Here is a 7209-nt window from a genome sequence, read left to right as displayed (position 1 = left end):
GATGTCCTGGATCGAGACCGACCTGCCCGGGTCGCCCTTGACCGCGAACGAGCCCTTGTCCCACTCCAGGTCCGCGACCGAGACCTCGAGCATCCCGGACGCGATGATCCGGGCCTTGTCGCGCACCTTGCGCGCGACCAGGGCGGCCGCCGCACCGGAGACGGGCGTCGAGCGGCTGCCGTAGGTGCCCAGCCCGAACGGGGTCTGGTCGGTGTCGCCGTTGACCACCTGGATGTCGGCGGGCGGGATGCCGATCTCCTCCGCGACGATCTGGGCGAACGTCGTCTCGTGTCCCTGCCCCTGGTTCATGCACGACACCCGCAGCACGGCCTTGCCGGTCGGATGCACGCGCAGCTCGCTGCCGTCGGCCATGCCCAGCCCCAGGATGTCCATGTCCTTGCGCGGACCCGCCCCGACGGCCTCGGTGAAGAACGCGACGCCGATGCCCATCAGCTCGCCCTTGGCTCGCTTCTCCTCCTGCTCGCGCCGAAGGTCGTCGTAGCCGGCGATCTCCAGGGCGAGGTCGAGCGCGCGTTCGTACTCGCCGGAGTCGTAGACCCAGCCCGTCTTGCTCGTGTAGGGGAACTGATCGGGCTGGATGAGGTTCTTCCGCCGCAGCGCCACCGGGTCCATGTCAAGCTCCTGGGCGAGGCAGTCGACGATCCGCTCGACGAGGTACACCGCCTCGGTGATCCGGAACGAGCAGGCGTAGGCGACGCCGCCGGGCGCCTTGTTGGTGTAGACCGCCGTCATCTTGCAGTAGGCGGCCTCCAGGTCGTAGCTGCCGGTGAACACCCCGAAGAACCCGGCGGGGTACTTGATCGGCGCGGCCGTGCCGTTGAAGGCCCCGTGGTCGGCGAGCACGTTGGTGCGGAGCGCCAGGATCTTGCCGTCCCTGGTCGCCGCGATCTCGCCGCGCATCACGTAGTCACGCGCGAAGCCGGTGCTGACGAGGTTCTCGGTCCGGTCCTCCACCCACTTCACCGGCTTGCCGGTCACCAGGGACGCGACGATCGCGCAGACGTAGCCCGGGTAGATCGGGACCTTGTTGCCGAAGCCCCCGCCGATGTCGGGCGCGATCACGCGGCTCTGGTGCTCGGGCAGGCCCGCGACGAGGGCGTAGACGGTGCGGTGCGCGTGTGGTGCCTGACTGGTCGTCCAGAGCGTGAGCTTTCCCGCGACGCGTTCGTAGTCGGCCACGCAGCCACAGGTCTCCATCGGCGCCGGGTGCACGCGTGGGTAGACGATGTCCTGCGACACCACGACGTCGGCCTTGGCGAACACCGCCTCGGTGGCGGCAGCGTCACCGGTCTCCCAGTCGAAGCAGTGATTGTCGGTCTTGCCCTCGAGGTCCGTGCGGATCACCGGCGCGTCCGGCGCCAACGCACGGCGTACGTCGATCACCGGCGGCAGGATGTCGTAGTCGACGTCGATCAGCTCGAGCGCGTCGCGGGCGGAGTAGCGGTCCTCCGCGACCACGAAGGCCACCTCCTGGCCCTGGAAGCGCACTCGGTCGGTGGCGAGCACGGCCTGCACGTCGTTGGACAGGGTGGGCATCCAGGCCAGGCCCTTCTCCGCCAGGTCGGCACCGGTGACGACCGCCTTGACCTTCGGGTGCGCTGCCGCCGCGGTCGTGTCGATGCTCACGATGTCGGCGTGCGCCACCGGCGAACGCAGGATGGCGAGGTGCAGCATCCCCTTGAGCTGGATGTCGTCGACGTAGTGGCCCATGCCGCGGATGAAACGGGGGTCCTCCTTGCGCAGCATCCGGCCGTGCCCGACCGGGTGCTGGTCGTTGTCGGCGTGCTCGAGGTCCTCGGCGTCGGCGACGAGCCCGGAGTGGTCGGGCACGGTGGTGGTGTCGTCGGTGGTGGTCATGAGGGGCTCCCCACGGTGGACGTGTCCTCGTCGGCGCCGCTGCGCGAGTGGGCGGCGGCCCACTGCACCGAGCGGACGATGGTGGTGTAGCCGGTGCAGCGACAGATCTGGCCGGAGATCGCCTCGCGGATGGTCTCCTCGGTCGGGTCCGGGTCACGGTCCAGGAGCGCCCGGGTGGTCATCAGCATCCCCGGCGTGCAGAACCCGCACTGCAGGCCGTGGCAGCGCATGAACCCTTCCTGCACCGGGTCGAGCACGCCGTCCTGCTCCAGGTCCTCGACGGTGCGGACCTCGTGGCCACCGGCCATCGCGGCGAGCACCGTGCAGGTCTTGACGGGCTCGCCGTCGAGCCAGGCGACGCAGGTGCCGCAGTTGCTCGTGTCGCAGCCCCAGTGCGTCCCGGTCAGGCCGAGGTGGTCTCGGAGGAAGTGGACCAGGAGCAGCCGTCCCTCGATGTCGCGCGTGACGCTCTCTCCGTTCACGGTCATGGTCACCTGCATGTCACTGCCTCCCGTCGGGGTCGTCGTGCGCCTGGTCTCCGCGCACGCCGGCCTCTATCCGCTCGACCGACCTCCGCAGGGTCCGGCGGGTGAGCTCGTTGGCCAGGTGCCGCTTGTAGTCCGCCGTGCCGCGGTTGTCCGTGGACGGGGTGCAGCTCTCGGCGGCGATCGCGCCGGCCCGGGCGTAGAGCTCGTCGGACGGCGGCTGACCGCGGAGGGCGTCGGAGATCGCCGGGATGCCGGTGGTGTTGGGACCGACCGCGGCCAGTCCGACCCGGGCGTCGGCGATGACCGGTCCGTCCATCCACACTGCCGCGCCCGCGGAGGTGACGGCCCAGTCGCCCGCGCGCCGCTCCACCTTGGCGTAGGCGCTCGAGCCGTGCGGCCGGACCGGGAGGCGGATCTCGGTGAGCATCTCGCCCTGCTCGACGGCAGTCTCGTAGGGGCCGCGGTGGAACTCCTCCATCGTGACGACTCGCTCGCCACCGGCACCACGGATCACGCACGTGGCGTTGAGCGTCGTGCACACGGCCGACAGGTCCTCGGAGGGGTCCGCCTGGCAAAGCGACCCGCCGATCGTCCCGCGGTTGCGCACGACCGGGTCGGCGATCACGGCCTCGGCGTCGGCGAAGATCGGGAACAGGGCGGCCAGCTCCGGCGACTCCAGCAGCTCACGGTGCCGGGTCATCGCGCCGATGCGGACCTCGTCGGCGCCGACCCGGACGTAGCCGAGCTCCTCGTGGAGGTCGTTGATGTCGATGAGGTACTCCGGGTTGGCGAGCCGGAGCTTCATCATCGGGATCAGGCTGTGCCCGCCGGCGACCAGGCGGGCCTCGCTCCCCAGCCGGTCCAGGAGCCCGATCGCCTGCTCGACGCTGGTGGCTCGTTCGTACTCGAAGGGCGCGGGTACCTGCACGGGTGGCTCCTCCCCGACGGCGCCGTGTGGCCGCCGTCACACCCTCACCATCGACCCACCCTCGACCGGCGTCAACAGCGACCTAAGCGATCCCTTGATTCGGGTGTGGCCGCCCACGCCAGCCGGTCAGCCGGCCGACCCCCGGGGCGCGTGCGAGCCGTTGTTCTCCTCGGTGCCGTCGGGGTCCTCGTCGAAGTCCACCTTCTTGAGGTGCTTGCGGAGGCTGAACGCCAGGAACACGACGGCGGCGGCCAGCGCCAGCCACACGAGCAGCCCGAGCCAGCCGGCCTTCACGTCCTCGGGGGCGGGGCCCTCCTGGGCGGCGAGCGCGACGGAGAACAGGACGGTCTGGAAGCTCATGACTTCATTGTCGCAAGAGCCTCGCGGACGCCGGCGAAGAGATCGTCCTCGGGGGTCTCGACGTCGACCAGGCTGCGGGCCAGCTCGTAGTCCTCCGTGGGCCACGCCTCCTGGTGCACCTCCAGCGGGCACGCGAACCAGGCGCCCTCGGGGTCGATCTGGGTGGCGTGGGCGAGCAGCGCCCGGTCGCGCAGCGGGAAGTACTCCGCACACGGCACCCGAGTGGTGATCCGGGCGGCGTGCACGGGGTCGGGCTTCCACTCCGCGAGCCGCTCGGCGTACGGCGACTCCAGGCCGCGCGCGACCATCGCGTCGTGCAGCGCCTGGGTGCGCTCGCGGTGGAACGAGTGGTGGTAGTAGAGCTTCAGCGGCTGCCACGGCTCGCCCGCTTCGGGGTAGCGGTCGGGATCGCCGGCCGCCTCGAACGCCGCGACGCTCACCTTGTGGCACATCACGTGGTCGGGGTGCGGGTAGCCGCCGTTCTCGTCGTAGGTCGTCATCACATGCGGCTTGAAGTCCCGGATCAGACGCACCAGCGGCTCGGCCGCCTCCTCGACGGGGACCAGTGCGAAGCAGCCTTCGGGCAGCGGCGGCTTGGGATCGCCCTCCGGCCAGCCGGAGTCGACGAAGCCCAGCCAGTCCTGCCGGACCCCGAGGATCTCGCGGGCCCGGTCCATCTCCTGGCGGCGGATCTCGGTGATGTTGGCGAGCACGTCGGGACGGTCCATCTTGGGGTTCAGGATCGAGCCGCGCTCGCCACCGGTGCAGGTGACGACGTGGACGTCGACGCCCTCCGCGACGTACTTCGCGGTGCTGGCCGCACCCTTGCTCGACTCGTCGTCGGGGTGTGCGTGCACGTGCATCAACCGGAGCCCAGAAGACAGCATGGGGGCAATCCTAGGATGGAGCGGTGACCGACCTCGCCGACCGCTACGGCACCCGCACCAGCACCAGCCGCAAGGGGCTCGTGGCCGTGATGGTGATCCTCGCCGGCGTCGGGCTGTCCTGGCTGGCCTGGGTGATGCTCGTGCACGGCAGGCCGCTCGTGCAGTCCGACCTCAACGGCTTCGAGACGGTCGACGCGCACACGACGACCGCGGAGTTCACCGTCGTACGTCGCGACGACCGAGTCCGCGCGAGCTGCCTGATCCGCGCGTTCGCCGCCGACCACGCGATCGTCGGCGAGCTCGACGTCGCGGTGGGGCCCGGCGCGCCGACCACGCAGACGCTCGAGCGCGCTGTGCGGACCGAGCGGCAGGCCACGTCCGTGGAGGTCGTCGGCTGCGTCGCGGACGGGCAGTCGCAGCGGCGCTGAGCGGGCCCGCGGAGATCCCGGGATTTGGGTTCGCCCCCACCCGGCTTGGTAGACTTCGTCACTTGCCTTGGACACGACCGGGTGGTCGCGCTGGCACCGTCTGCCACCACACCCACCCGCGTCCCCCGACCAGCACAGGAGCACCACAGAAGTGACGCAGTCGAGCGAGCAGAACACGGTCTGGCTGACCCAGGAGGCTTTCGACAAGCTCCAGGATGAGCTCGAGCACCTCCGCGGTCCCGTGCGCCAGGAGATCATCGAGCGGATCAGCGCGGCGCGCGAGGAGGGGGACCTCAAGGAGAACGGCGGCTACCACGCCGCCCGCGAGGAGCAGGGCAAGGCCGAGGCGCGGATCCGCCAGCTCGAGGACATGCTGCGCCGCGCCGAGGTCGGCGAGACCCCTGCCGACGACGGTGTCGTCGAGCCCGGGATGAGGGTCACCACGCGCTTCGTCGGGGACAGCGACGTCGAGGTCTTCCTCCTCGGTGCCCGCGAGATCGAGACCCCGGAGGACCTGCAGGTCTACTCGCCGCAGTCGCCCATGGGCAGCGCGATCAACGGCAAGCGGGTCGGCGACAAGGTCGAGTTCGACGCCCCCAACGGCAAGAAGCTCAAGGTCGAGATCGTCGACGCGGTGCCCTACCGGAGCTGACCGCTCGGCTTGCGACTTCCCTGACGGCCCGCGACCGCACCGGTCGCGGGCCGTCGGCGTGACCGGGCTCGGGCGGGCGGCCGGGTCTACTCCGACACGTGGTAGCCGCGCTCGCGCAGCCGGGCGAGCACCCGGGTGGCGTGCTCGGTGCCGCGCGTCTCGACCTGGAGGGCGACCTCGACCTCGTCGAGCGTGAGCTGGGTGGACGTGCGCTCGTGCACGACGTCGAGCACGTTGGCCTCCACGTCCGCGAGCTCGGCGAGGAGCCGGGCCAGTCCGCCCGGGGTGTCGGGGATCCGCACCCGGAACGACAGGTAGCGGCCCGCGGCCGCCATGCCGTGCCGGATCACGCGCATCAGCAGCAGCGGGTCGACGTTGCCGCCGCTCAGCACGGCCACGGTCGGTGTCTCGAACCGGGTGGGATGGTCGAGCAGTGCGGCGACGGCCGCGGCTCCGGCGGGCTCGACCAGGAGCTTGGCCCGCTCGAGCAGCATCAGCAGCGCGCGCGAGAGGCTCTCCTCGCTCACGGTGAGCATCTCGTCGACGTGCTGCTGGATCGCCGCGAACGGCACGTCACCGGGGCAGCCGACGGCGATGCCGTCGGCCATGGTCGACATCGAGTCGAGCGCGATCGGGCGACCCTCGGCCAGTGAGCCCGGGTAGGCCGCGGCCCCCTCGGCCTGGACGCCCACGACCTTGACGTCGGGGCGCACCGCCTTGACCGCCGTGGCGATGCCGGCGATCAGCCCGCCTCCCCCGCAGGACACCAGGATCGTGCGTACGTCGGGGCACTGCTCGAGGATCTCGAGGCCGCAGGTGCCCTGGCCGGTCACGATGTCCACGTGGTCGAACGGATGGATCAGCACCGCGCCGGTCTCGGCCGCGAACGCCCGCGCCGCGACCAGCGCGTCGTCGACGCTGTGGCCGTGGAAGCGCACCTCGGCGCCGTACCCGCGGGTGGCCTTCTCCTTGGGGATGGGCGCCCCTTCGGGCATGAACACCGTCGCCTTGATCCCGAGCATCTGTGCCGCCAGCGCGACGCCCTGGGCGTGGTTGCCGGCGCTGGCCGCGACCACGCCGTTGGCCCGCTCCTGGTCGGAGAGTCGGGAGATGCGCAGGTAGGCACCGCGGATCTTGAACGACCCCGTGCGCTGGAGGTTCTCCGCCTTGAGCAGGACCGGTCCGTCGGCCATCCCGGAGAGCCAACGGCTCTCTTCCATCGGGGTGTTGATCGAGACGTTGCGGAGCGCCGCGCGTGCCTCCTCGATGTCGGCCAGGGTCGGCAGATCCGGGACCGCGGCGTCGCTCATGCGGCACACCCTAGACCGTGCTCGACCGCCCACTCATCGGTGCACCGATGAGTTTCCGGCGGGACCGGCGTTCCACCTGTCGACAACCCTGCAAGAGTGCCTTCAGCAGGTCATCGGAGGCCCGAACCGGAGGAGAAGCTCATGGACTGGAAGCTCGAGGTCGTGGTCGTCTCGGTCGCGGACGTGGACCGCGCCAAGGAGTTCTACGTGGACAAGCTCGGCTTCGCGCTCGACGTGGACCACGACACCGGGGACAGCTTCCGGGTGGTGCAGGTGAC

At 70.8% G+C, this 7209-nt stretch carries 9 protein-coding genes; 3 read left to right on the top strand and 6 right to left on the bottom strand.

All coding sequences use genetic code 11. The features are described from left to right. The 5 genes from VFH10_RS16780 to mca all read right to left on the bottom strand — a co-directional run. On the bottom strand, positions 1-1878 hold a 1878-nt coding region (locus VFH10_RS16780; protein WP_325130604.1), incomplete at its 3' end, for an aerobic carbon-monoxide dehydrogenase large subunit. Further along, positions 1875-2366, bottom strand: a complete 492-nt coding sequence (locus VFH10_RS16775; RefSeq protein WP_325130602.1) for a (2Fe-2S)-binding protein — start codon at positions 2364-2366, stop codon at positions 1875-1877. The genes VFH10_RS16775 and VFH10_RS16780, both read right to left, overlap by 4 nt. A gap of 13 nt (positions 2367-2379) precedes the next feature. Further along, the gene (locus VFH10_RS16770; RefSeq protein WP_325130600.1) at positions 2380-3294 is read right to left on the bottom strand and encodes a xanthine dehydrogenase family protein subunit M; all 915 of its coding nucleotides are present in this window, start codon (positions 3292-3294) and stop codon (positions 2380-2382) included. Between the two features lie 126 nt (positions 3295-3420). Next, positions 3421-3654: a hypothetical protein gene (locus VFH10_RS16765; protein WP_325130598.1), complete on the bottom strand. Its 234-nt coding sequence runs from the start codon at positions 3652-3654 to the stop codon at positions 3421-3423. Continuing rightward, positions 3651-4538: a mycothiol conjugate amidase Mca gene (gene mca, locus VFH10_RS16760; protein ID WP_414689881.1), complete on the bottom strand. Its 888-nt coding sequence runs from the start codon at positions 4536-4538 to the stop codon at positions 3651-3653. Before mca ends, VFH10_RS16765 begins: the two co-directional genes overlap by 4 nt. 26 nt (positions 4539-4564) lie before the next feature. Here mca and VFH10_RS16755 point away from each other — a divergent pair, with 26 nt between their 5' ends. Continuing rightward, positions 4565-4969, top strand: a complete 405-nt coding sequence (locus VFH10_RS16755) for a DUF4307 domain-containing protein (RefSeq protein WP_325130594.1) — start codon at positions 4565-4567, stop codon at positions 4967-4969. A 151-nt stretch (positions 4970-5120) separates the two neighbouring features. After that, positions 5121-5621 carry a transcription elongation factor GreA gene (gene greA, locus VFH10_RS16750; RefSeq protein ID WP_325130592.1) on the top strand — a complete coding sequence of 167 codons (501 nt, stop codon included), beginning with the start codon at positions 5121-5123 and terminating at the stop codon, positions 5619-5621. Between the two features lie 86 nt (positions 5622-5707). Here the strand turns inward: greA and ilvA are convergent, their stop codons facing one another. Next, entirely contained in the window at positions 5708-6931 is a 1224-nt protein-coding gene (gene ilvA / locus VFH10_RS16745; RefSeq protein ID WP_325130590.1) for a threonine ammonia-lyase, read from the bottom strand. A gap of 141 nt (positions 6932-7072) precedes the next feature. On the opposite strand from ilvA, the gene VFH10_RS16740 reads away from it, so the two are divergent. Further along, positions 7073-7209, top strand: a 137-nt coding sequence (locus tag VFH10_RS16740; RefSeq protein WP_325130606.1) for a glyoxalase superfamily protein, incomplete at its 3' end; no start/stop codon positions are given.

Origin of the sequence: Nocardioides sp., assembly GCF_035697785.1 — a bacterium.
Taxonomy (GTDB): Bacteria; Actinomycetota; Actinomycetes; order Propionibacteriales; family Nocardioidaceae; genus Nocardioides_B.
The sequence above is the reverse complement of the archived record's forward strand: the minus strand, read 5'-3'. Positions and strand labels throughout refer to the sequence as shown.